The organism is Pseudomonas sp. NPDC086251 (assembly GCF_044746405.1).
Lineage (GTDB): Bacteria > Pseudomonadota > Gammaproteobacteria > Pseudomonadales > Pseudomonadaceae > Aquipseudomonas.
Genome location: NZ_JBIVBY010000009.1, coordinates 140014 through 161184, shown reverse-complemented (window position 1 = coordinate 161184; position 21171 = coordinate 140014). Strand labels below are relative to the sequence as shown.

Sequence of the window (21171 nt, the reverse complement as noted above, 5' to 3'; positions counted from 1 at the left end):
AGGAGCGAGGCTTGCCCGCGAAGGCGGCGTATCAGTCAACATTGTTGTTAACTGATACGCCGCCTTCGCGGGCAAGCCTCGCTCCTACCAATCAAATCAGGCGGAGATGATGCGGTTCTTGCCCTGGCGCTTGGCTTCATACATCGCTGCATCCGCCCGGGCAAACAGGTTGTCGATGCTTTCATCCTCGCCAGTGAGGCTGGTCAGGCCCTGGCTGACGGTGATACCGAAGGTCTGGTCGCCATGGCTAAAGCTCAACCGCTGAATCTCTCGTTGCAGGCGCTCGGCCACTTGCATGGCCATGTCGGGCGCGCAGCCGGGAAACACTGCGGCGAATTCCTCTCCGCCGATCCGCCCGAACACATCGCCGCGACGCAAGGCCCCGCGTCCGCACTCGGCGATCCGTTGCAGCACATTGTCACCTTCCTGGTGGCCGTAAGTGTCGTTGATCAGTTTGAAGTCATCGATGTCCAGCAGCAGGAACGCCAGCGGCGCGCCTTGTTGCCGTGCCTGTTCGAACTCGCGGTGGGCGCAGTCGAAGAAATGCCGGCGATTGCTGCTCTGGGTCAGCCCGTCGGTGGTGGCCAGGCGTTGCAGTTCGGTCTCCATCTGCTTCTTTTCGGTGATGTCCTCGGCAATGCCGACGATGATCACCGGCTGCCCCGGCTCGGCCTGACGGTTGATAAAGCACTTGTCGCTGAGCCAGCGCACCTGGCCGTCGGCGGCAATGATGCGGTACTCGCGGTCTTCGACGGCGCCTTTGACCAGCACGTCGGCCAGGCTGCGTTCGGCATATTCCAGGTCGTCGGGGTAGATGCTGTCGCGCCATTGGTTGTAGTCGGACAGCAACAGGCCGGCAGATCGGCCGAAAATCCGTTCATAGGCCGGGCTGACGTAGAGCACCTGGCGGGTTTCCCAGTTGAATGCCCACAGCACCGCGTTAACGCTCACCAGCAGCGAGCTGAACAGCTGTTCGCGCTCGCTCAGGCGTGCGACCTCGCCTTGGGCGTGCATCAGCGCCATCAGGGTTTGCGCGGCCTCGGGCCACTGCGGAAGGGATGAGTCCTGGAGGTTTTTATTGACCATCGACACAAATCTCAAAGGGCGTGCCGCGTGTTCGACAGCGGTCGCAACGTGGGCCTTTCATCAATTATTTCCTGCATGCGCTCCAGAGGAAGCGATGGGGCAGGTGCAGGAAATAGTTGATGACAGGCCCCGGCCCGCCGGGGTGGCGAAGTGTCTTTGAGATAAGGGATTTGAAGCTTAGTTCCTGAGGGTGCGCCCACGAACGGGGCGCACCGATCAACGGCGTCAGACGGCGGCGGGGCGCAGGGAGTAGGTTTTCAGCTGGTCGGCGAAGTCGCGCAGGGATTGAATCCCGCTGGCTTCGGCTTCGTGTACCCAATCCTTGATGGCCGCCAGCATGTCGTGACCATTTGAGCTGGTCTTGACCCAGATCTGCTGCAAGGCCAGGCGTTTCTCGTAAATTACCTTCAGCGCCTGACTGTGCTCGAGCATGGTCTGGATGCGAACGTGGTGTTTGTCATCCAGCAGGCTGGTTTCCCGCGAGAGCAAGCGTTTGGCACGGTGGAACTGGTGGCGGACCGAATGATCGACCTTCTCCAGCTCTTGCTTGACCAGTGGCGCGATCACCAGCTTGCGGTACTGGGCCATGATCTGGAAGCGGTTGTTGAGGATGGCCATGGCGGTGTCCATGTCCAGGTTGCCTTTGCCTTCGACCCGGTGGGCAATCGGTGCAACCCGCTGGACCTTGGCCAGGCGCAAGAAACTGAAGACTTGTATCCAGGCCCAGCCGAGATCGAATTCCCACTTCTTCACCGACAGTTTTGCCGAATTCGGGTAGGTGTGATGGTTGTTATGCAGTTCTTCGCCACCGATCAGAATGCCCCAGGGCACCAGGTTGGTCGCGGCATCACGGCATTCGAAGTTGCGGTAGCCGATGGCATGGCCCAGGCCATTGACCACGCCGGCGGCCCAGACCGGGATCCACATCATCTGGATCGCCCAGATGGTGATACCGATGGTGCCGAACAGCAGCAGGTCGATGACGCCCATGATCGCCACGCCCAGCAATGGGAAGCGGCTGTACAGATTGCGTTCGATCCAGTCTTCGGGGCAGTTCTTGCCGTAGATGCGCAGCGTCTCGGGGTTTTCCGCTTCGGCGCGGTACAGCTCGGCGCCTTTGCGCAGAACGGTGGACAAGCCCTTGATGACCGGGCTGTGCGGGTCATCGACGGTTTCGCATTTGGCGTGGTGCTTGCGGTGAATAGCAGTCCACTCACGCGTGTTCTGCGCCGTGGTCAACCACAGCCAGAAGCGGAAGAAATGTTTCAGGCCAGCATTGAGCTCAAGCGAGCGATGGGCTGAATAACGATGCAGATAGACCGTGACGCCGATGATCGTAACGTGGGTCATCAGCAGGGTGACTGCCACCAGTGACCAGGGCGACAAGCCGAGAAAACCTTCGTACCACATAGGCTATTGGGCCCTCGATAAAGAAATAAACAGCCACTGCATTATCACCATGCCCACAGATAAAACCAGTCGCCCTTTCAGATAAGAGTGGCTGAATGTTTCTTTAAACTATAATTCCATCCTTTTTGAAGGGACATGGACGGCCGAATGTCTGCCACCTATCGCGATGCCTTGCGCGCAGCGCTGCTCTACCTGTTGCTTTCCGTCGTCTGGCTGGAGATCAGTGGCTATTTATTGAACAGTTTCTTCGATAGCTCACCCGAGCGGCTGCAGTGGCAACTGATCAACGGTTACGCCTGGGTGGTGCTCAGTGCCGGGTTGATCTTCCTCGCTCGGGCGCGATTGTTTCGTTGCCTGGGTATCGGCGCCAAACTGCGCGAACGCCATGAAGATCGCGAGCGGTTGCGCCAGGCGGCTGCAGTGTTCGATTGCACCCGTGAAGGCGTGCTGGTCACCGACAGCGATGGCCTGATCGTCCATGTGAATCGAGCCTTCATGGCAATCACCGGCTACCAGAGTCAAGAAGTGCTCGGTCAGCGCCCCAGTCTGTTCAAGTCCGGCCGTCACTCGCCCGATTTCTACCAAGCGATGTTCGCCACGCTCAACAGCATCGGCGAGTGGAGCGGGGAAATCTGGAACCGTCGAAAAAGCGGCGAAATCTACCCGCAATGGCAGACCATCCGCATCATCGACGACGATTTGGGTCGCCGCAGCCATTACGTGGCGGTGTTTTCCGACATCAGCGCAATCAAGAACTCCGAGCATAAGCTGACGCACCTGGCTCACTACGATCCGCTGACCGACCTGCCCAACCGCTTGCTGTTCACCGATCGCACCGAGCAGACCCTGGCTTCGGCGCAGATCCACAAGCGCGGCTGCGCGTTGCTGATGATCGATCTGGATCACTTCAAGATGATCAACGACAGCCTTGGGCATGCCATTGGGGACCAGTTGCTCAAAGCCGTCGCCGAGCGTTTGAAGGCGATGTTTGGTCCGGGGATCACGCTGGCGCGTCTCGGCGGCGACGAGTTCGCCGTGCTGGCTGAAAGCTGTCCGCAATTAGTGCATGCCGCCGCGCTGGCTCAGCGGGTCATCGATGGCCTCAAAGAGCCGTTTCAGATCGACGGGCATCAATTGTTCATCAACACCAGTGTCGGTATCAGCCTGTTCCCAAGCGATGCCTTGAGCGCTGAACAGTTGTTGCGCAACTCCGATTCGGCGCTGTTCAAGGCCAAGAGTGCCGGCCGCAACGGCTACGCCCTCTATACCGAAGAGTTGACCGCCCATGCCCAGCAACGGGTCGAGACGGCGTTCGAATTACGCCGAGCGCTGGAGCAGCAGGAGTTGCGGGTTTATTACCAGCCGGTTCACGACCTCGAGACCCGTCGCTTGATAGGGGTCGAGGCTTTGGTGCGCTGGGAGCATCCGCAGCGTGGGTTGGTGTCGCCGGCAGAGTTTATTCCCATTGCCGAACGCACCGGACTGATCGCCGAAATTGATGCCTGGGTCATGCGCCAGGCGTGTGAGCAGATGTGCCAATGGCAGCAGGTCGGGGTGCTGCTGTCGTTTGTCGCGGTGAATGTGTCTTCGCGATTGTTCGCTCGCCGTGAGCTGTTTCAGCAGGTGGCCAAGGTGCTGCGCGAAACCGGGCTGGACCCGGCCTGTCTGGAACTGGAAGTCACCGAAAGCGCGGTGATGGACGATCCGGAGGTCGCGCTGGAACAGATGCACCGGCTGCGCGAACTGGGCGTACGCCTGGCCATCGATGACTTCGGCACCGGCTATTCGTCGTTGCTGCGACTCAAGCGTTTGCCGGTGCAGAAGCTCAAGATCGACCAGGGCTTTGTCGCGGGGCTGCCGTGGGATGAGGATGACGCGGCGATCGTGCGGGTGATCATTGCGTTGGCGCAAAGCATGGGCATGCAGGTGCATGCCGAAGGGATCGAGCAGGTCGAGCAGGCGGGTTTCCTGCTCGAACAGGGCTGCGATCTGGGGCAGGGCTACTGGTTCGGACGGCCGGTGCCGGCGCATCAGCTGGATTGGACCCGAGCCCCTAAAATTCTCTAAACACAAAAAGATCGCAGCCTTCAGGGGGTACGCATTCCCCTGCAAGCGCTGCCGAAGGCTGCGATCTTTTGATTTTTGGGCCGTTAACGCCGCGCAAGCCCTTGTCCCATCAGATAATCGTTTCTGGTTATATAAACATTCTTAAATAGTCTTTTTAAGAATATCCGCGCCTCTCTACTATTGCTCTCACGCCGCAAGCAGTGCCGCCACTGCCAGGCAACCTCTAGTTGAAGGAGCAGCACCATGAGCGCATCCCTACGTAGCGTTGACGGCCAAGACGAAGCAACCATCCTGCGCGAGATCCAGAGCGCGTTGCGCGACCTGCGTTTTGGCGCCGTGGAAATCACCGTCCATAACGCCCAGGTCGTCCAGATCGAACGCAAAGAGAAATTCCGTTTGCAGAACCCGGCCAACAAGCCGAGCTGAAGCGAAATCGTTGAACAGGCAACCCGATTCCAACACACCCATAAGAAAAGCCAACACATAAAGAATTCCAGGAGCTTTCACCATGTCGTCGATTCGTCATTTCGCTTTGGCCGCCCTGGCCAGTGCACTGTTTGCGGGTTCCGCGGTTGCCAAGGATTACGAATTGCTCAACGTGTCGTACGACCCGACGCGTGAGCTGTACCAGGATTACAACGCCGAATTCGTCAACTTCTGGAAGAAAGACCACGCTGGCGACAACGTGAAAATCCAGCAATCCCACGGCGGTTCGGGCAAGCAGGGCCGGGCAGTGATCGACGGTCTGCGCGCCGACGTGGTGACCCTGGCGCTGGCCGGTGACATCGACGAAATCGCCAAGCTGGGCAAAACCCTGCCAGCCGACTGGCAGACGCGTTTGCCGGAATCGAGCACGCCATACACCTCGACCATCGTGTTCCTGGTGCGCAAGGGCAACCCTAAAGGGATCAAGGACTGGGGCGACCTGGTCAAGAATGACGTGTCGGTGATCACGCCGAACCCGAAAACCTCCGGCGGTGCGCGCTGGAACTTCCTCGCGGCCTGGGCCTATGGCCTGAAAGCCAACGGCGGTGACGAAGCCAAGGCCAAAGAGTACGTACAAACCCTGTTCAAACACGTTCCGGTGCTGGACACCGGTGCGCGCGGTTCGACCATCACTTTCGTCAACAACGGTCAGGGCGACGTGTTGCTGGCCTGGGAAAACGAAGCCTTCCTGGCCCTGAAAGAAGACGGCGGCGCCGACAAATTCGAGATCGTCGTGCCTTCGCTGTCGATCCTGGCCGAGCCACCGGTGGCCGTGGTCGACAAGAACGCCGAGAAAAAGGGTAACGAGCAAATCGCCGAAGCCTACCTCAAACACCTGTACAGCCCGGCCGGTCAGGAAATCGCGGCGAAAAACTTCTATCGTCCACGCGACAAGGATGTGGCCGCCAAGTACGCCAAGCAGTTCCCGACACTGGACCTGGTGACCATCGACAAGGACTTCGGCGGCTGGAAAACCGCGCAGCCGAAATTCTTCAATGACGGCGGCGTGTTCGACCAGATTTATCAGGCGCAGTAGTTTTAAATAGCCATCAACCGAGCCTGATGCCTGGGCACGTAAAATGTGGGAGCGGGCTTGCTCGCGAAGGCGGTGTGTCAGGCGACGTAAATGTTGACTGATACTCCCTCTTCGCGAGCAAGCCCGCTCCCACATGAATGCGTTTAGCTGACCGCTTTTTTTTAACCAAGGACTTTTATGTCGCGTCGTATCTCCCCCGTCATACCCGGCTTCGGGCTGACGCTGGGCTACACCTTGGTGTACCTCAGCCTGATTGTGCTCATACCACTGGCGGCGATGTTCGTGCATGCCGCCCAACTCACCTGGGATCAGTTCTGGGCGATTATTTCGGCGCTACGGGTGCTGGCGGCGTTGAAGCTGAGCTTCGGCACCGCGCTGTACGCCGCGATCATCAACGGCATCATCGGCACACTGCTGGCCTGGGTGCTGGTGCGCTATACGTTCCCGGGCCGCAAGATCATCGATGCGATGATCGACTTGCCCTTCGCATTGCCCACCGCCGTGGCGGGTATCGCACTCACCGCGTTGTACACCCCCACTGGTTTGGTCGGTCAGTTCGCAGCGGATCTGGGTTTCAAGATCGCCTATACCCCTTTGGGCATCACCCTTGCCCTGACTTTTGTGACACTTCCATTCGTAGTACGTACCGTACAGCCAGTATTGGCCGATATCCCGCGTGAAGTCGAAGAAGCGGCGGCCTGTCTCGGTGCGAAACCGTTGCAAGTGTTCCGCTACATTCTGGTTCCCGCGCTGCTGCCGGCCTGGCTGACCGGCTTCGCGCTGGCGTTTGCCCGCGGTGTCGGCGAATACGGATCGGTGATTTTCATCGCCGGCAACATGCCGATGAAAACCGAAATCCTGCCGTTGCTGATCATGGTCAAGCTCGACCAGTACGATTACACCGGCGCCACTTCCATCGGCGTGCTGATGCTGGTGGTTTCCTTCGTCCTGTTGCTGCTGATCAACTTGCTGCAGCGGCGCATCGAAACCCCATAAGGAGGCGCGAACCATGTCCCAATCGTCTATTGCTGCCGCCTCTTCGGCCAACGCTGCCCGCCGTGGCAGTGCCACTTCGCGGCGAATCCTGATCGGCCTGTGTTGGCTGGTCTTCACGCTGTTTTTAGTGTTGCCGCTGTTTATCGTGGTGTCCCAGGGCTTGAAAAACGGCTTGGGCGCGTTCTTCACCGCGATCTTCGAACCCGACGCGCTGTCAGCCCTGAAACTCACGGTGATTGCCGTGCTGATTTCAGTGCCGCTGAACGTGGTGTTCGGCGTCAGCGCGGCCTGGTGCGTGAGTAAGTATTCGTTCCGTGGCAAGAGCATGCTGGTGACCCTGATCGACTTGCCGTTCTCGGTCTCGCCGGTGATCGCGGGCCTGGTCTACGTGCTGATGTTCGGCGCCCAGGGCCTGTTCGGGCCGTGGCTGCAGGATCACGACATCCAGATCGTTTTCGCGTTGCCGGGCATTGTGCTGGCGACGATTTTCGTCACCGTGCCGTTCGTGGCGCGTGAGTTGATCCCGCTGATGCAGGAACAAGGCACGCAGGAAGAAGAGGCCGCGCGCCTGCTCGGCGCCAATGGCTGGCAGATGTTCTGGCACGTCACCGTTCCCAATATCAAATGGGGCCTGATCTATGGCGTGGTGCTGTGCACCGCGCGGGCGATGGGTGAGTTCGGTGCGGTGTCGGTGGTTTCCGGGCACATTCGCGGGGTGACCAACACCTTGCCGCTGCACGTCGAGATCCTCTACAACGAATACAACCACGTGGCAGCGTTCGCCGTGGCGAGCCTGTTGCTGATCATGGCGCTCTTCATCCTGCTGCTGAAGCAGTGGAGCGAAAACCGTATTAACCGCCTGCGCGCCAGCGCCGCGGAGGAATAATTCATGTCGATCGAAGTGCGTAACGTCAGCAAGAATTTCAACGCGTTCAAGGCGCTGAACAACATCAGCCTGGACATTCAAAGCGGCGAACTCGTGGCGCTGCTCGGCCCGTCGGGTTGCGGCAAGACCACGTTGCTGCGGATCATCGCCGGCCTGGAAACCCCGGATCAGGGCAACATCGTGTTCCACGGTGAAGACGTTTCCGGGCATGACGTGCGGGATCGCAACGTCGGCTTCGTGTTCCAGCACTACGCCCTGTTCCGCCACATGACGGTGTTCGACAACGTCGCGTTCGGCCTGCGCATGAAACCGAAAAACCAGCGCCCGAGCGAAAGCCAGATTGCGGTGAAAGTCCACGAACTGCTGAACATGGTGCAGCTGGATTGGCTGTCGGACCGCTACCCGGAACAACTCTCCGGCGGCCAGCGTCAGCGCATCGCGTTGGCCCGCGCCTTGGCGGTGGAGCCGAAAGTGCTGCTGCTCGACGAACCCTTCGGTGCACTCGATGCCAAGGTGCGCAAGGAACTGCGTCGCTGGCTGGCGCGGCTGCACGAAGACATCAACCTGACGTCGGTATTCGTGACCCACGACCAGGAAGAGGCGATGGAAGTCGCCGACCGGATCGTGGTGATGAACAAGGGCGTGATCGAGCAGATCGGTTCACCGGGCGACGTGTACGAAAACCCGGCGAGCGATTTCGTTTATCACTTCCTCGGTGATTCGAACCGTCTGCATCTGGGTGAAGACAATCACGTGCTGTTCCGTCCGCACGAAGTGTCGTTGTCGCGGCATGAACTGGATGATCATCATGCGGCCGAGGTGCGGGACATCCGTCCGTTGGGCGCGACGACTCGGGTGACGTTGAAGGTCGAAGGCCAGAGCGAACTGATCGAAGCGGAAGTGGTGAAGGATCACGACAGCCTGATCGGACTGGCGAAGGGCGAGACGCTGTTCTTCAAGCCGAAGGTCTGGCAGAAAGTCGCCAACATCTAAAGGCAAAAGCTTCGCGGGCAAGCCTCGCTCCTACGGTGATGTGTGTCGTTCACACATCTCCTGTAGGAGCGAGGCTTGCCCGCGAAGGCGTCCTACGCAGCAGCCCCTTTCTGACGCAAACGCACCCCGCCCGCCCGCGCCTCGATCTGCTCTTTCAGCTCATGCCGCCACCCCAGCAAAAACGCCAACTCAACCACCACAAACAACGGCCCGACAATCAACCCCGTCACATCATCGACAAACGCCGGTTTGCGCCCTTCGTAATGATGACCGACAAACTGGATTGCCCAGCCCAGCACAAACATCCCCACGCCACTGGCCAGCCAGACCAGCGTGCTTTGCTGAGCCAATACTTGGCCCGCCCAAATACACAGCCCCAGCAACACCGTCATCAGCATCCCGAGGCGTAACTCCAGGCGCAGGTAAAACCACGCTGACGCCAGCGCGACCAGCACCGCCGGTGAAAGCCAGCCACCGGCCCATTGCGGACGAGACAACAACACCGCCACCGCCACCACAATCAGCGGAATACCGATAAAGTGCGTGGCAATATTGCGCGGGTCACGGTGATACGCGGCGTATTGACTGAGATGGTCAACGAGGCTTTTTTTCATTGTTATTCCTCCTGTAGGGTGATCCATCATGCCCCGGGTTCACCTCTCGCTCTGTCAGGCAGGCGACAATCTCCAGGAGTTTTCATGGACATGCAGGTCTGGCGTGCGCGCCTGATGACGGGGCAATGGTTCAGCCACTTACCTGTTTCCTTACAGGATAGTCTGCTGACCGCCGCCAGGGTGCGACGGTTGTCACCGGGCCAGCGCCTGTTCAAACGCGGCGATCCGCCGTGCGGCTTGTATGCAGTACTCGAAGGCTCGGTGCGTATTGGCGCGGTGAGTGAACAGGGCAAAGAAGCGCTGCTGAGCCTTGTGGAGCCACCTCATTGGTTCGGCGAAATCTGCCTGTTCGATGGTCAGCCGCGCACCCACGATGCGTTCGGTCTGGGCCAGTGCACGCTGCTGCACATCCCGCAAACCGCGCTGCTGGCGTTGCTCGATGAACATCCCGTGTACTGGCGGCAACTGGCATTGCTGATGAGCCACAAACTGCGCCTGACCTTCATCAATCTCGAACAACTGAGCCTGATGCCGGCCCTCGCAAGATTGGCCCATCGCTTGCTGATGATCGCCGAAGGCTACGGCGAAATCGCCCCGCCACGCCGCGTGTTGCAACTGCCCCAGGAGCAATTGGCGTCGATGCTTTCACTGTCGCGCCAGACCACCAACCAGATCCTCAAGGATTTACAGGGACAGGGCATTCTCGACCTCAGCTACGGCGAAATCGAAATTCTGGACGCCGAGCGGTTGCGAGCGTTGGCGATCGTTTAAACACCGAACGCAGGTGTTGTTATAGCTGGGCTTTCTTGGCGAACGCGCCTAGCCTGTGCAGACGACAATCGAGGTGTGCCATGCGTGTGCTGTTAGTGGAAGACGAACCCGAAACCGCCAAGCTCCTGGCCAAGGGCCTGAGCGAGGCGAGCTATGCGGTAGACGTGGCGGTCAACGGGATGGACGGCCGGCGCTTCATCGAGACCGGCGAATACGAGCTGATCATCCTCGACGTCATGCTGCCGGGGCTCAACGGCTGGCAGTTGCTGCAACAGATCCGCAAGCTCGGCGAAACGCCGGTGCTGTTCCTCACCACCCGGGACGGCATCGAAGATCGCCTGCGCGGGTTGGAGTTGCATGAGGATGATTACCTGGTCAAACCTTTTGCCGTGAGTGAACTGGTGAAGCGGGTACGCAAGGTGTTGCGGCGGGATCGGGGGCGCTGATTGCTAAAGGTTTGGTCAAAAAATGAGCTGGACTTCACTTTAAATCTGCATTAAATACAATGCATAAGTATCAATTTCATAATATTGCACTGTATACGATGCAGGTTAATTCAATGGAAAGCCTTGGCAAACTGATCAGGTTGTTGCGTAAAGAGCGAAAGATGTCTCAAGAGCAACTGGCAAAACAGTTCGGCATGAGCCGGGCCACGATCTCGGGCATCGAGAACAACACTCTCTCTGAAATCGGTCTGCGCAAGGTTGAGGCGATCCTCAACGGCTTTGGATTCGAACTCACTGCTGTGCCTCGGCAATCGACGCGTCCGACTCTGGACACCCTGAAAAAGGTCAACTTCCATGGTTGAGCCGCTGGAAAAGGACAGGCTGCATATCAGCGTTTCCGGCGAAGCAGTAGGCACCCTTGGCCGTGGGCAATCTCGCATTGATTCTGTGTTTACCTATGCACAAGACGCGCTGGAGATAAACGCAGTTTCATTGACCATGCCGGCTCGCCTCGAGAGTTACACGTGGGAGCAAGGTGTACCGCCGATTTTTGAAATGAACCTGCCAGAGGGCACTCTGCGCGATGAATTGGTTCGTCGTTTCAGCAAGGCAGTTCGGGGGTTTGACGATTTCGCGATGCTGGCGATTGTCGGCCCGCATCAGCTTGGAAGAGTCGGGATTGCAAACGCGCAAGACGCAAGCAACCGGCCCCCTGAAACCAGCCTTGCGGACCTTTTGGTTCATGACGGTGCGCAAGGTTTGTTCGATGATCTGTTGCACACCTATGGCCAATACTCGGGCGTTTCCGGCGTGCAGCCCAAGGTGCTTGTCCGTGACAGTGCGACAAACGTCGACAGACTGACGCATCGAGGCGCCACCCATCTGGTCAAGTCATTTCGCCCAGAGGAATACCCTGAACTGGCGGCCAACGAGTATTTTTGTATGCGGGCCGCGCTACATTCGGGTCTTGAGGTTCCGAATTTCGAACTCAGTGAGCGCGGTAAATTTCTGATCGTCGAACGCTTTGATCTTAATGACACCGGTTATCTGGGTTTTGAGGATTTCTGCGTACTCAATGCCTGGCCATCGAAGGCCAAGTACGATGGCTCCTACGAAGGCGCCGCCAGGCAGATCAAGGAGTTTGTTTCCCCGCCATCGCTCAATCTGGCTCTTGAGTCTTTTTTCAAGATCGTTGCGCTCTCATCCGGTTTGAAGAATGGCGACGCACACCTCAAGAACTTCGGTGTGCTGTACGAACATTGCGGTTCTGATGCGCAAATCAGACTGGCTCCGGCCTATGACATCGTCACGACTTCGGTCTATATCAAGGCTGACAGCATGGCGTTGTTGTTGGGCGGATCGAAGGCATGGCCTAAGCATAAAATGCTGATGCGTTTTGGCCGTTCGGCTTGCAACTTGACCGAGGGGCGCTGCAATGAGCTGCTGGCGCAAGTCGCTCATGGCATGGATGTAGCGATGGCGGAAATGGCTGATTACATCAAGGCCAACGGCGCCTTCGCCGAGGTTGGGGTTGCGATGATAGAACAATGGACATCTGGCATAGCGCGCAGCTTGGTCAAAAGCTGATCACCGCAACCCATCCCGAAATTGCCCCGGCGTCATCCCCGTCCAGCGTTTGAACGCACGGCTGAAGCTGCTGGTATCGGCAAACCCCAGCAAATAACTGATCTCACTCAACGAACATTGCGGATCTCGCAGGTGCAGCAGTGCCAGGTTTTCGCGACTCTCATTGAGCAGCGTATCGAACCGACATCCTTCGTCCGCCAGGTGCCGTTGCAGGCTGCGCAAGCTCAGGTGCAAGGTCTGGGCGATGTGTTCGGCGCTGGGCTCGCCTTCCGGCAGTTGTTCTTCAATGGCATCGCGCACTTTGCGTTCCCAGGTCAGCGGCTTGAGTTGCGCGAGGGTGCGTTTGAGCACGGTTTCGTTGTGTTCGGCCAGTTCCGGGTTGGCGTCGTCGAGGTGGCTGTCGAAGTCCACGAGGGCGAATTCCAGTCGGTCTTCCGCGGCGCCAAAGTACACCGGTGAGCGAAAGACTTTGTGCCATTGGTGCGCGTCCGCCGGTTCCGGGCGGCGCAGGTACACCGCCATCGGCGCGTATTCGCGGCCCAGGCGATTGCGGCAGGTGCGGACATAAATCGCGGTGAACGCGTCGATCGCTTCGAACGCCGGCGCCGGGTTGCCCTGGGGGATTTTCAGACTGAAGCGGTAGCGATCCTCGGCGCGGGTCAATTCCAGTTCGAGGGCATCGCTGACCACCTGGTGATAGCGCACGATGCGCTCGAAAACTTCTCGCAGGCTGCCGCTGGCCACCAGCGCATAACCAAGCGCGTGAAAGGTGGTCGGGCTGACGAAGCGTGAAACACGCAAGCCAATCGCCGGATCGCCGCTGACCTGCACGGCGATTTCCCACAGGCGCGTGGTGGCCGACAACGGGTAACGGGCGTTCGGGTCGTCCATCAATTGCGGGTCAAGCCCCGCCTGGTGGCACAGGGCGGTGCTGTCGAGGCCCAGCGCATCAAGTTGCTTGCGCAAGGCGCGGGTCCAGCTGGCGAGGGAGGTCGGTTCAGTCATGCTGATTGGCGCTTCCGGTCAACAGGTTGGCGTTCACGGCTACCGCTCTGGCAGGGTACTCAGGGCAGGATGCGAACATCAATAACCAGAGGATGGAAGCATGCACGGTACTTCTGCAAGTCCCCAGCGACTGAATGCAGCGCAACGATCAGCGCATATTCGCGAAGTGGTGTTGGCCAAGGGCGTCGAATTGCGCCAGCGCTACCCGATACTCAATCATCAGGACGCCCTCGGCGCGGGCATCCTGGCCTTCGCATTGGCCGGGATGATCGGTTCGGCGGCGCTCTACCTGACCGGGCATATGGCGTGGTGGGTGTGCCTGTTGCTCAACGCGTTTTTCGCTTCACTGACCCATGAGCTGGAACACGACCTGATCCATAGCATGTACTTCCGCAAACAGCGCGTGCCGCACAACCTGATGATGGGGCTGGTGTGGCTGGCGCGGCCGAGCACGATCAACCCGTGGATCCGCCGCCATCTGCACCTCAATCACCATAAGGTCTCCGGCTCCGAGACCGATGTGGAAGAACGCGCCATCACCAACGGCGAGCCTTGGGGTATCGCACGGCTTTTGATGGTTGGCGACAACATCATGTCAGCGTTCATCCGCATGCTGCGGGCGAAAACATGGGCCCTAAAATTCAGCATCATCCAACGCACCCTGAAGGCCTACGCGCCTCTGGCGTTGGTGCATTGGGGCGCGTGGTACGTGTTTCTCGGGTTTCACGCGGCCAACGGCATCGCTCATTTACTGGGTGCGCCGATTGAATGGTCGGCGACCACGCTGTCGGTGATGCAGGTGATCGACATCGCGGCGGTGGTGATCATCGGCCCGAACGTGTTGCGCACCTTCTGCCTGCATTTCGTCAGCTCGAACATGCACTACTACGGCGATGTGGAACCGGGCAATGTGATGCAACAGACACAGGTGCTGAATGCCTGGTGGCTGTGGCCGTTGCAGGCGTTCTGCTTCAACTTCGGCAGCACGCACGGCATCCATCACTTTGTGGTGAAGGAACCGTTTTACATCCGCCAGATGACCGCGCCGGTAGCGCATAAAGTGATGCGCGAAATGGGCGTGCGCTTCAACGATATTGGCACATTCAGCCGGGCGAACCGCTTTGTGCGCAAGGAAGCCACGGCGCCGCAGGAGGTGCGCGCCGCTCAGGTTTAAGGCTGTCATCGGAAACTCAAACGCTGGTCATCAATTTGACCCAAAGGGACGTTAAGTTGTGACCCAGGGAGCCATTGGCATATGCGATTAAGGCCTAATAAAGTAATTAAATATTCCTTTATTAGATAACCGTTTTCGCCAATTATCACCCTCCAGCGCGCTTCATCAGCGCTGACAGATTTTGAGTTTCCGGGGCCGTCTCCTTGGCAGGGTGCGGCCCCTTTTTTTGCTTGCGGGAAACGTCAACCTTGTAGGAGCTGACGAGTGAAACGAGGCTGCGATCTTTTGATCTGCTTTTGAAAGCAAAGTCAAAAGATCGCAGCCTCGTTTCACTCGTCAGCTCCTACAGGAGATATTCTTATATTCGATGTAGGTCTTAATAAATAGCTTCTTATTCCTTAACGAATATAACTCTCCTCCCTATACTGGCTCGGGAACAGACACGCAGCAGGAGAGCTCCCCCATGCGCAACGAATCAATTCGCTACCTGATTGTGCCGGGCTGGCAAGGATCGCCAGAAGATCATTGGCAAAGCCACTGGCAGAACAGCCTGCCGAACAGCGCACGGGTGGAGCAGGCCGACTGGCTGACGCCGCGTCGTGAAGACTGGGTCGCGGCGCTGGCCGAGGCGATTGCCGCCGACAGCACGCCGGTGATCCTGATCGCCCACAGCCTGGGTTGCATCACCGTTGCGCATTGGGCGGCGACGGCGCCCGTGCCGTTTTTGCGTCAGGTTCGCGGTGCATTATTGGTCGCGCCGGCGGATGTCGAACGCCCGGCCTGTGCGCCGGCGTTGCGCAATTTCGCGCCGATACCGACCGATCTTCTGCCGTTCCCGAGCCAGGTGGTCAGCTCCGACAACGACAGCGCCGTCAGTGCGCCGCGAGCGCTGGAGCTGGCACGTAACTGGGGCGCCGAGGCGGGGATTTTGTCGGGCGCCGGGCACATCAATGTGAAGTCCGGCCACCAGCGCTGGGAGCAGGGTTTTGCTTATCTGTATCGCCTGCAAAACCGCATGGAACATCACGCCCTGCGCCGCGCTTGAACCTTTTATTTCTTTAAAAAACGCCCCCGTCCCCTGGCGGTTTTGGGCGGGAGTCTGCCATGAGTTTTGAAGCCTTCGGTCAGCCGCTGCTGACTTTCCCCGACGCCGAAAAAAGTCCCCTGAGCATCCGCGCCAAGGCGCTGGTGTTCGTCGATCCGCGTTCCCGGCAGTTGCGCCAGGAGCTGGAGCAACTGGCGCCACGTTCGATCTCGGTGTTGATCCGTGGCGAAACCGGCAGCGGCAAGGAGTTGCTGGCGCGGCACATCCATCGCGCCAGTGATCGCGGCGGGTTGTTTGTCTCGGTCAATTGCGGCGCGATCAGCCCGACCTACGCCGACGCTGAATTGTTTGGCTACACCGCCGGCAGTTACAGCGGTTCGGCCAGCAGTCGGGCGGGCTGGTTTGGTTCGGCCAATGGAGGGACGCTCTACCTCGACGAGATCGGTGACCTGCCGCTGCCGATCCAGATCAAATTGCTCGCGGCGCTGGAAAACCATGAAGTGACGCGGGTCGGTTCACATCAACCAAGCCCGGTGGATGTGCGGCTGGTGGCCGCCACCAGCATCGATCTGGCGCAAGCGGTCGCGGCCGGAAAATTCCATGAACGGCTTTATCACTACCTCAGCGAAGGCCAGCTCGAACTGCCGGCCTTGCGTGAACGGGTCGGCGATATCCTGTCGTTGGCCGAATACTTTCTCGGCATCTACAGCCAGCGCCTGGACCTGCCCGTGCCGCTGATCAGCGAGGCGGCGCAGCTGGTGCTGGAGCGGCATAGCTGGCCGGGTAATACCCGTGAGCTGGAAAACGTCATTCACTTTGCGCTGCTGGTGAGCACTGGCGATGAGATTTTGCCGGAGCATTTGAATTTGCCCGAGGTGGACGTCTCGCTGACGCAGATCGAACAGCAACTCAAGCGAATCCTCGCCAGCGGCTCCGACGCCGAGCAACAAGCCTTGAAGCAACTGCTCAAAAACGCCGCTGTCCTGTAGGAGCAAAGCTTGCTCGCGAACCAGACGACGCGGTCAGTCTGTCAGGACGCCTTCGCGGGCAAGCCTCGCTCCTACCAGAAGATTGGTGAGTTACAGCTGTATGAACAAAATGGAATATGAAAGTGAATAAAAGATATTGTTCGGGAATAAAAAATCCCGGTATTGTCCGCGTCACGCCAGCGATAGCACTTCACTGGCACTTGTACTCTTAGCCGTCGTCGATGACGACCGTGATTTTCGATAAGGACACTGCATGAAAAAGGTTCTGTTGTTCACCGCATTGGCGGCTGCCCTGACCGCGGGCCTGGCTCAGGCTGGCGAGAAACTGGTGGTTGCGGCGACCCCGATTCCACACGCCGAGATTCTCGAACTGATCAAGCCAACCCTCGCCAAAGAAGGTGTGGACCTGGAAATCAAAGTCTTCACCGACTACGTTCAGCCCAACGTACAGGTCGACCAGAAGCGTCTGGATGCCAACTACTTCCAGACCCTGCCGTACCTGAAAAGCTTCAACGAAGGCAAAGGCACTAACCTGGTCACCGTAATCGGCGTGCACGTCGAACCGTTCGGTGGCTACTCGAAGAAGGTCAAAACCCTGGCTGAGCTGAAAGACGGCGCAACCATCGCTATCCCGAACGAAGGCAGCAACAGCGGCCGTGCCCTGATCCTGCTGCAGAAGGCTGGCCTGATCGAGTTGAAAGACCCGAAAAACGCCCTGGCCACGCCGAAAGACATCGCCAAGAACCCGCACAACTTCAAGTTCAAGGAACTGGAATCGGCCATGCTGCCGCGCGTGCTGGATCAAGTCGACCTGGACATGATCAACACCAACTACGCGCTGGAAGCGGGTCTGAACCCGGCTAAAGACGCGCTGGTGATCGAAGGGGCCGATTCGCCTTACGTGAACTTCCTGGTCGCTCGTCCGGACAACAAGGACAGCGTTGCCATCCAGAAACTGGCCAAGGCCTTGACCAGTCCAGAAGTGAAAGCCTTCATCGAGAAGAAGTACAGCGGCGCGGTACTGCCGGCGTTCTGATTCGCGAAGTAAAACCCCTTCAAGGTTTCAACGCCGACGGCTGGTATTGCGTCGGCGTTTTTTATTGGGTCGCGAGATCAAAAGATCGCAGCCTCGTTTTACTCGACAGCTCCTACAGGGATACGCATTCCAAATGTAGGAGCTGTCGAGTGAAACGAGGCTGCGATCTTTTACTTCAGGCCACCCTGGCCTTCAACGCCCTGCGCAACGCCACCAGCCACTTCACGATGTCCTGCGGACTCATCCGCCGGGGCACTTCTACGTCTGCCATTTTTCGCTTCCTTGTGAGGGTTCGGTCGCAGGAGTCTGCTCAAAAGCTGTGCGTCCTTGAAGGCGCTGCTTGAAAACAAGACCCTTGCTGCGGCGCAAAGGAAAATAGTCGTCTTCCTCCTTCTCGGCAAATCCGCAGGATAGTTTTTTGCGTGATATCAATATGCTTTAACGGTATTTAAATTCTTCTTTTTATACCTTTAAAGTCGGTGCCTGCCGGGCAGTTATCCACTGCCCATGGACTGCGCCACCGTCGCTTACCCTGCGGCGTCCAGGATGTTCAATGAACTTCGATTACGCTTTTATCCTCAGCACCCTGCCGGCGTTTCTCAAAGCCGTGGGCGTGACGCTGCAGGTCGGCTTTATCGCCATCGGCACGTCGTTGCTGGTGGCGTTGATCAACGCGACGATCCTGGTGTTCCGCACGCCTTACTTGCAGCGCCTCGTTGGGTTGTATGTAGAGCTGGCGCGCAACACGCCATTGCTGATTCAACTGTTCTTCGTCTACTTCGCCTTGCCGGCGCTGGGCATCAAGGTCTCCGGGTTTGCCGCGGCCATCATTACCATGACCTTCCTCGGCGGCGCCTACCTCACCGAAGTGCTGCGCGCCGGCGTGGATGCCGTGCCCCAGGCGCAACTGGAATCCGGCCGTTCCATCGGCCTGTCCCATGGCCAATTGCTGCGTTACGTGATCCTGCCGCAAGCCGGCATCCTCAGCTTGCCGTCGCTGTTCGCCAATTTCATTTTTCTGCTCAAGGAGACCACCGTGGTCTCGGCGGTGGCGGTGCCGGAGATTCTCTACACCACCAAAAGCTACATCGCGCTCTACTACAAAACCTACGAAATGCTCGCCGTGCTGACGCTGATCTGCGTGCTGCTGTTTTTGCCGCTGTCGCTGTTGCTCAGCCGTCTGGAAAGGAGGCTCCAGCATGGCCAGTTCGGGTCTTGAGTTGCTCTGGGTGTCGTTGCCGCAACTGGGCAAGGGCGCTGCGCAAACCTTGTCGATCTCCTTCCTGAGCATCGCCATCAGCACCGTCGGTGGTGTGCTTTACGGCGTGTTGCGCACGCTGAATTCGAAATGGCTGAACGCGATTTTGCGGGTGTACCTGGAACTGTTCCGGGCGATTCCGGTGCTGGTCTGGTTGTACTTGCTGTTCTTCGGTCTGCCGATTTTCTTCGGCCTGAGCATTCCGAGCTTCTGGTGCGCGGTGCTGGTGTTGTCGTTGTGGGGCGCCAGCGAAGTCGGCGAAGTGGTGCGCGGTGCGTTGCATTCGTTGCCGCGCGGGCAGCGTGAAGCGGGGTTGTCGATTGGCCTGGACGGCCCGCAACTCTACGGCTACGTGCTGCTGCCGCAAGCGCTGAAACGCATGACGCCGCCGACCATTAACGTCTACACGCGGATCATCAAGACCAGCTCCCTGGCGGTGCTGATCGGTGTGGTGGACGTGATCAAGGTCGGCCAGCAAATCATCGAACGCACCTACGAATCCGTGCTGATCTACGGCGCGCTGTTCCTGTTTTTCTTTTTCATCTGCTACCCGCTGTCGGCCGCCTCGCGCGTGCTGGAGCGGCGCTGGACGCAAGCATGAGCGCACTGATCGAGTTCAAGGGTTTCAACAAATTTTTCGGCGAGCAACAGGTGCTCAACGATATCAACCTGCACGTTGAGTCGGGTGAAGTGATCGTCATCCTCGGTCCCAGCGGCTGTGGCAAAAGCACCCTGTTGCGTTGCTTGAACGGACTGGAAGTCGCCCACAGCGGCAGCTTGAAATTTGCCGGGCGCGAGCTGCTGGACAAGGGCACCGACTGGCGCGAAGTGCGGCAGCAGATCGGCATGGTGTTCCAGAGTTATCACCTGTTCCCGCACATGAGCGTGCTCGACAACCTGCTGCTTGGCCCGCTCAAAGTGCAGAAGCGCGACCGTCGTGAAGCGCGTGCTCAGGCTGAAGCCTTGCTCGAACGCGTGGGCCTTCTGGACAAGCGCGATGCGTATCCAAGGCAGCTTTCCGGTGGCCAGCAACAACGCATCGCCATCGTCCGGTCGCTGTGCATGAACCCCAAAGTCATGCTCTTCGATGAGGTCACCGCCGCCCTTGATCCGGAAATGGTCAAGGAAGTGCTGGAAGTCATTCAGGGCCTGGCCCGCGAGGGTATGACCCTGTTGATCGTCACCCACGAAATGGCCTTCGCCCGTGCCGTGGCTGACCGCATTGTGTTCATGGATGCCGGACGCATCCTTGAGCAAAACCCTCCCGAGATTTTCTTTACGAACCCGCAAACCGCACGAGCGCAGCAGTTCCTGGAGAAGTTCTCCTACGTCGCCGCACTACCCAAAACGACTCAAACAAAGGAACTGGAACTGCTATGAAAACTGCCAAGTCTTCACTCTTGCTACTGCCATTGCTCGGCCTGGCGCTTTTGGCTGGCTGCAACAAAACCGAAGAACCACCGAAGCCCAAAGTCGCCAGCGAAAGCACGGCGCCTGCCAGCTACCTGGATAAAATCAAGGCACGGGACAAACTGATCGTCGGTGTCTTCACCGACAAACCTCCCTTCGGTTTCGTCAATGAAGCGGGGCGCTACGTCGGTTTCGATACCGACATCGGCCGCCAATTTGCCAAGGATTTGCTGGGCGACGAAAACAAGGTTGAGTTCGTTGCCGTGGAACCGGCGAGCCGCATTCCGTTCCTGCAAAGTGACAAGGTCGACCTGATCCTGGCCAACATGACCGTCACCCCGGAGCGCAAGGAAGCGGTGGAGTTCACCAACCCGAACCTCAAGGTCGCCGTGCAGGCGCTGGTGCCTCAGGACAGCAGCGTGAAAAATCTGGACGACCTGGCGACCCGCACCACCATCGTGACCACCGGCACCACGGCCGACATTTGGCTGACAAAAAATCACCCGGACTGGAAGCTGCTGAAGTTCGAGAAAAACTCCGAATCCCTGCAAGCCCTGGCCAATGGTCGCGGTGATGCCTATGCGCAAGACAACCTGGTGCTGTTCAGCTGGGCCAAGCAGAACCCTGGCTACCGCGTGCTGAGCCAGACCCTGGGCGCCGAAGCGCCGATCGCGCCGGCGGTGAAGAAGGGCAACATCGAACTGCGTGACTGGGTGAACGCCGAGTTGGCGAAGCTGGGGGAAGAGAAGTATTTGCTCAAGCTCTACGACCAATATGTGCGTAAGGAACTGAGCGATGACACCAAGCCTGAGAGCGTGATTGTCGAGGGTGGGAAGTGGCAGGGGTGATCCCTTAACCATCGCATTGACCTTTCGG

At 58.6% G+C, this 21171-nt stretch carries 22 protein-coding genes; 18 read left to right on the top strand and 4 right to left on the bottom strand.

Annotated elements, in window-relative coordinates; translation table 11 throughout:
- Window positions 1–96: 96 nt before the first annotated feature.
- Both ACIPL2_RS13400 and desA read right to left on the bottom strand, forming a co-directional pair.
- Window positions 97–1086, bottom strand: a complete 990-nt coding sequence (locus ACIPL2_RS13400) for a GGDEF domain-containing protein (RefSeq protein ID WP_401356924.1) — start codon at window positions 1084–1086, stop codon at window positions 97–99.
- 225 nt (window positions 1087–1311) lie between these two features.
- Window positions 1312–2496 carry a delta-9 fatty acid desaturase DesA gene (gene desA / locus ACIPL2_RS13395; protein ID WP_123367102.1) on the bottom strand — a complete coding sequence of 395 codons (1185 nt, stop codon included), beginning with the start codon at window positions 2494–2496 and terminating at the stop codon, window positions 1312–1314.
- A gap of 147 nt (window positions 2497–2643) precedes the next feature.
- On the opposite strand from desA, the gene dibA reads away from it, so the two are divergent.
- From dibA to ACIPL2_RS13365, 6 genes are all read left to right on the top strand, one after another.
- Complete coding sequence (gene dibA / locus ACIPL2_RS13390) at window positions 2644–4563, top strand: phosphodiesterase DibA (protein ID WP_401356921.1); 1920 nt, start codon at window positions 2644–2646, stop codon at window positions 4561–4563.
- Window positions 4564–4806: 243 nt separating this feature from the next.
- Window positions 4807–4989 carry a sulfur starvation response protein OscA gene (gene oscA / locus ACIPL2_RS13385; RefSeq protein ID WP_059404116.1) on the top strand — a complete coding sequence of 61 codons (183 nt, stop codon included), beginning with the start codon at window positions 4807–4809 and terminating at the stop codon, window positions 4987–4989.
- Between the two features lie 82 nt (window positions 4990–5071).
- Complete coding sequence (locus ACIPL2_RS13380) at window positions 5072–6085, top strand: sulfate ABC transporter substrate-binding protein (RefSeq protein ID WP_401356919.1); 1014 nt, start codon at window positions 5072–5074, stop codon at window positions 6083–6085.
- 177 nt (window positions 6086–6262) lie between these two features.
- A complete protein-coding gene (gene cysT, locus ACIPL2_RS13375) occupies window positions 6263–7081 on the top strand; it encodes a sulfate ABC transporter permease subunit CysT (RefSeq protein ID WP_401356917.1) in 819 nt (272 codons plus the stop codon).
- A 13-nt stretch (window positions 7082–7094) separates the two neighbouring features.
- A complete protein-coding gene (cysW, locus tag ACIPL2_RS13370; RefSeq protein WP_133840051.1) occupies window positions 7095–7967 on the top strand; it encodes a sulfate ABC transporter permease subunit CysW in 873 nt (290 codons plus the stop codon).
- A gap of 3 nt (window positions 7968–7970) precedes the next feature.
- Window positions 7971–8960, top strand: a complete 990-nt coding sequence (locus tag ACIPL2_RS13365) for a sulfate/molybdate ABC transporter ATP-binding protein (protein ID WP_401356915.1) — start codon at window positions 7971–7973, stop codon at window positions 8958–8960.
- 92 nt (window positions 8961–9052) lie between these two features.
- Here ACIPL2_RS13365 and ACIPL2_RS13360 read toward each other — a convergent pair whose 3' ends face one another.
- Window positions 9053–9574 (bottom strand): DUF962 domain-containing protein, encoded by a 522-nt coding sequence (locus ACIPL2_RS13360; protein ID WP_401356913.1) that lies wholly within the window; start codon window positions 9572–9574, stop codon window positions 9053–9055.
- Between the two features lie 84 nt (window positions 9575–9658).
- On the opposite strand from ACIPL2_RS13360, the gene ACIPL2_RS13355 reads away from it, so the two are divergent.
- The 4 genes from ACIPL2_RS13355 to ACIPL2_RS13340 all read left to right on the top strand — a co-directional run bounded on the left by ACIPL2_RS13355 (window position 9659) and on the right by ACIPL2_RS13340 (window position 12378).
- Window positions 9659–10345: a Crp/Fnr family transcriptional regulator gene (locus tag ACIPL2_RS13355; protein ID WP_401356910.1), complete on the top strand. Its 687-nt coding sequence runs from the start codon at window positions 9659–9661 to the stop codon at window positions 10343–10345.
- An 80-nt stretch (window positions 10346–10425) separates the two neighbouring features.
- The gene (locus tag ACIPL2_RS13350) at window positions 10426–10791 is read left to right on the top strand and encodes a response regulator (protein WP_401356908.1); all 366 of its coding nucleotides are present in this window, start codon (window positions 10426–10428) and stop codon (window positions 10789–10791) included.
- 113 nt (window positions 10792–10904) lie between these two features.
- Window positions 10905–11153 carry a helix-turn-helix domain-containing protein gene (locus ACIPL2_RS13345; RefSeq protein WP_401356906.1) on the top strand — a complete coding sequence of 83 codons (249 nt, stop codon included), beginning with the start codon at window positions 10905–10907 and terminating at the stop codon, window positions 11151–11153.
- Window positions 11146–12378, top strand: a complete 1233-nt coding sequence (locus ACIPL2_RS13340) for a type II toxin-antitoxin system HipA family toxin (protein WP_401356905.1) — start codon at window positions 11146–11148, stop codon at window positions 12376–12378. The genes ACIPL2_RS13345 and ACIPL2_RS13340 overlap by 8 nt, the downstream gene beginning before the upstream one ends.
- On the opposite strand, the gene ACIPL2_RS13335 is transcribed toward ACIPL2_RS13340, so the two are convergent.
- The gene (locus ACIPL2_RS13335) at window positions 12379–13383 is read right to left on the bottom strand and encodes an AraC family transcriptional regulator (RefSeq protein ID WP_401356903.1); all 1005 of its coding nucleotides are present in this window, start codon (window positions 13381–13383) and stop codon (window positions 12379–12381) included.
- A 100-nt stretch (window positions 13384–13483) separates the two neighbouring features.
- Here ACIPL2_RS13335 and ACIPL2_RS13330 point away from each other — a divergent pair, with 100 nt between their 5' ends.
- The 8 genes from ACIPL2_RS13330 (at window position 13484) to ACIPL2_RS13295 (ending at window position 21143) form a co-directional block, all read left to right on the top strand.
- A complete protein-coding gene (locus ACIPL2_RS13330; protein WP_401356900.1) occupies window positions 13484–14557 on the top strand; it encodes a fatty acid desaturase in 1074 nt (357 codons plus the stop codon).
- 463 nt (window positions 14558–15020) lie between these two features.
- The gene (locus ACIPL2_RS13325; protein ID WP_401356899.1) at window positions 15021–15602 is read left to right on the top strand and encodes an alpha/beta hydrolase; all 582 of its coding nucleotides are present in this window, start codon (window positions 15021–15023) and stop codon (window positions 15600–15602) included.
- A gap of 59 nt (window positions 15603–15661) precedes the next feature.
- Window positions 15662–16591 (top strand): sigma 54-interacting transcriptional regulator, encoded by a 930-nt coding sequence (locus tag ACIPL2_RS13320; protein ID WP_401356897.1) that lies wholly within the window; start codon window positions 15662–15664, stop codon window positions 16589–16591.
- Window positions 16592–16844: 253 nt separating this feature from the next.
- On the top strand, window positions 16845–17627 hold the full coding sequence (locus ACIPL2_RS13315) for a MetQ/NlpA family ABC transporter substrate-binding protein (protein WP_027922262.1): 783 nt from the start codon (window positions 16845–16847) through the stop codon (window positions 17625–17627).
- Between the two features lie 553 nt (window positions 17628–18180).
- Window positions 18181–18846: an amino acid ABC transporter permease gene (locus tag ACIPL2_RS13310; RefSeq protein WP_008148239.1), complete on the top strand. Its 666-nt coding sequence runs from the start codon at window positions 18181–18183 to the stop codon at window positions 18844–18846.
- Window positions 18827–19486, top strand: a complete 660-nt coding sequence (locus tag ACIPL2_RS13305; protein ID WP_046047295.1) for an amino acid ABC transporter permease — start codon at window positions 18827–18829, stop codon at window positions 19484–19486. The genes ACIPL2_RS13310 and ACIPL2_RS13305 overlap by 20 nt, the downstream gene beginning before the upstream one ends.
- Window positions 19483–20265, top strand: coding sequence for an amino acid ABC transporter ATP-binding protein (locus tag ACIPL2_RS13300; RefSeq protein WP_401356893.1), 783 nt, complete (start codon window positions 19483–19485; stop codon window positions 20263–20265). Before ACIPL2_RS13305 ends, ACIPL2_RS13300 begins: the two co-directional genes overlap by 4 nt.
- Window positions 20262–21143, top strand: a complete 882-nt coding sequence (locus ACIPL2_RS13295; RefSeq protein ID WP_401356890.1) for a transporter substrate-binding domain-containing protein — start codon at window positions 20262–20264, stop codon at window positions 21141–21143. The genes ACIPL2_RS13300 and ACIPL2_RS13295 overlap by 4 nt, the downstream gene beginning before the upstream one ends.
- The last annotated feature ends 28 nt before the right edge of the window (window positions 21144–21171 follow it).

Bases quoted from the DNA above. Each gene is read 5' to 3' on its own strand.
- ACIPL2_RS13400 (WP_401356924.1), bottom strand. From the start codon at position 1,086: ATGGTCAATAAAAACCTCCAGGACTCATCCCTTCCGCAGTGGCCCGAG.
- desA (WP_123367102.1), bottom strand. From the start codon at position 2,496: ATGTGGTACGAAGGTTTTCTCGGCTTGTCGCCCTGGTCACTGGTGGCA.
- dibA (WP_401356921.1), top strand. From the start codon at position 2,644: ATGTCTGCCACCTATCGCGATGCCTTGCGCGCAGCGCTGCTCTACCTG.
- oscA (WP_059404116.1), top strand. From the start codon at position 4,807: ATGAGCGCATCCCTACGTAGCGTTGACGGCCAAGACGAAGCAACCATC.
- ACIPL2_RS13380 (WP_401356919.1), top strand. From the start codon at position 5,072: ATGTCGTCGATTCGTCATTTCGCTTTGGCCGCCCTGGCCAGTGCACTG.
- cysT (WP_401356917.1), top strand. From the start codon at position 6,263: ATGTCGCGTCGTATCTCCCCCGTCATACCCGGCTTCGGGCTGACGCTG.
- cysW (WP_133840051.1), top strand. From the start codon at position 7,095: ATGTCCCAATCGTCTATTGCTGCCGCCTCTTCGGCCAACGCTGCCCGC.
- ACIPL2_RS13365 (WP_401356915.1), top strand. From the start codon at position 7,971: ATGTCGATCGAAGTGCGTAACGTCAGCAAGAATTTCAACGCGTTCAAG.
- ACIPL2_RS13360 (WP_401356913.1), bottom strand. From the start codon at position 9,574: ATGAAAAAAAGCCTCGTTGACCATCTCAGTCAATACGCCGCGTATCAC.
- ACIPL2_RS13355 (WP_401356910.1), top strand. From the start codon at position 9,659: ATGGACATGCAGGTCTGGCGTGCGCGCCTGATGACGGGGCAATGGTTC.
- ACIPL2_RS13350 (WP_401356908.1), top strand. From the start codon at position 10,426: ATGCGTGTGCTGTTAGTGGAAGACGAACCCGAAACCGCCAAGCTCCTG.
- ACIPL2_RS13345 (WP_401356906.1), top strand. From the start codon at position 10,905: ATGGAAAGCCTTGGCAAACTGATCAGGTTGTTGCGTAAAGAGCGAAAG.
- ACIPL2_RS13340 (WP_401356905.1), top strand. From the start codon at position 11,146: ATGGTTGAGCCGCTGGAAAAGGACAGGCTGCATATCAGCGTTTCCGGC.
- ACIPL2_RS13335 (WP_401356903.1), bottom strand. From the start codon at position 13,383: ATGACTGAACCGACCTCCCTCGCCAGCTGGACCCGCGCCTTGCGCAAG.
- ACIPL2_RS13330 (WP_401356900.1), top strand. From the start codon at position 13,484: ATGCACGGTACTTCTGCAAGTCCCCAGCGACTGAATGCAGCGCAACGA.
- ACIPL2_RS13325 (WP_401356899.1), top strand. From the start codon at position 15,021: ATGCGCAACGAATCAATTCGCTACCTGATTGTGCCGGGCTGGCAAGGA.
- ACIPL2_RS13320 (WP_401356897.1), top strand. From the start codon at position 15,662: ATGAGTTTTGAAGCCTTCGGTCAGCCGCTGCTGACTTTCCCCGACGCC.
- ACIPL2_RS13315 (WP_027922262.1), top strand. From the start codon at position 16,845: ATGAAAAAGGTTCTGTTGTTCACCGCATTGGCGGCTGCCCTGACCGCG.
- ACIPL2_RS13310 (WP_008148239.1), top strand. From the start codon at position 18,181: ATGAACTTCGATTACGCTTTTATCCTCAGCACCCTGCCGGCGTTTCTC.
- ACIPL2_RS13305 (WP_046047295.1), top strand. From the start codon at position 18,827: ATGGCCAGTTCGGGTCTTGAGTTGCTCTGGGTGTCGTTGCCGCAACTG.
- ACIPL2_RS13300 (WP_401356893.1), top strand. From the start codon at position 19,483: ATGAGCGCACTGATCGAGTTCAAGGGTTTCAACAAATTTTTCGGCGAG.
- ACIPL2_RS13295 (WP_401356890.1), top strand. From the start codon at position 20,262: ATGAAAACTGCCAAGTCTTCACTCTTGCTACTGCCATTGCTCGGCCTG.